We start from the raw sequence: 1,533 nt of genomic DNA, 5'->3' as shown, positions 1-1,533 counted from the left end.
TCATCTGGTCAATTACCTAATTTTCAGGGAAAAAGTACCTGAATTTTCCCCCCGCTCACTCCCAGGTCCGGTACTTTTGGATTGACAAAAAGTCTAAAAGTCTTATCCAGCAAGGTTTTTAGATTTATTCAGCAAGCCCTACCTATCCAGTGATCGGTTGGGTGTTGGGGAGCGGGGAGATAGTGAACAGTCGCTAGTGCAAGGCTCAGATCTGATCACCGATCACTGATTCAAGGCTGACAGCTAGAATAAGGTCATTAAACCTAAATAAAGCTTTAGGGAATAGAGGGGTGACAACATATACAATGATTGGGGTTTATCCTCAAGCAAACCTAAGCCTATGCCACGCCGTGATGACTTACAGAAAATCCTAATCTTGGGCGCTGGCCCAATTGTCATCGGACAAGCCTGTGAATTCGACTATTCGGGAACTCAAGCCTGTAAAGCCCTGCGAGAAGAAGGTTATGAGGTAATTTTAGTCAATTCTAACCCCGCCTCGATCATGACCGATCCAGAAATGGCCGATCGCACCTACATTGAACCAATTCTGCCGGAAATTGTCGAGAAAATTATCGCCAAAGAACGTCCTGATGCGATTCTACCGACTATGGGCGGTCAAACTGCCCTCAATACTGCCGTAGCTTTGGCCAAAAGCGGCGTTTTAGAAAAATATAACGTGGAACTGATCGGGGCAAAACTTCCCGCTATTGAAAAAGCCGAAGATAGGGAACTATTCAAAAAAGCAATGGAGAAAATCGGTGTTCCCGTCTGTCCTTCGGGGATTGCCAACAATTTAGAAGAAGCAAAAGCGATCGCCCATCAGATCGGTTCCTATCCTCTCATTATCCGGCCGGCCTTCACTTTAGGAGGAACGGGGGGCGGTATTGCCTATAACCAAGAAGAATTTGAACCGATGGCCCAGTATGGTCTAGATTGTTCGCCTACATCGCAAATTCTCGTCGAAAAATCCCTAATTGGCTGGAAAGAATACGAATTAGAGGTCATGCGCGATCTAGCCGATAACGTGGTGATCATCTGTTCGATCGAAAACTTTGACGCTATGGGGGTCCATACCGGCGACTCGATTACGGTTGCGCCCGCCCAAACCCTAACCGATAAAGAATACCAACGCCTCCGGGACTATTCTAAGGCAATTATTCGGGAAATTGGCGTAGAAACTGGCGGATCGAACATCCAATTCTCCGTTAATCCCACTAACGGCGACGTAATCGTGATCGAGATGAATCCCCGGGTATCCCGTTCTTCGGCCCTAGCATCGAAAGCCACGGGATTCCCGATCGCTAAATTTGCCGCTAAACTAGCAGTAGGCTACACTTTAGACGAAATTCCCAACGATATCACCAAAAAAACCCCGGCTTCCTTTGAACCGACTATCGATTACGTCGTCACCAAAATTCCTCGCTTTGCCTTCGAGAAATTCCCCGGCTCCCAACCGATTCTAACCACCCAGATGAAATCCGTCGGGGAAGCCATGGCTATCGGTCGAACTTTCCAAGAATCCTTTCAAAAAGC

Annotated in this window: 1 protein-coding gene; it reads left to right on the top strand. The window is 47.3% G+C overall.

The genetic code is table 11. The annotated features are described in order from the left end of the window. Nucleotides 1-340: 340 nt before the first annotated feature. Nucleotides 341-1,533, top strand: a 1,193-nt coding sequence (carB, locus tag PX481_RS03815; protein WP_288093717.1) for a carbamoyl-phosphate synthase large subunit, incomplete at its 3' end; no start/stop codon positions are given.

This window comes from Microcystis sp. M53603_WE2, from assembly GCF_030065435.1.
Note: the sequence above shows the minus strand (reverse complement) of the source record. Positions and strands in the feature narration are given on the sequence as shown.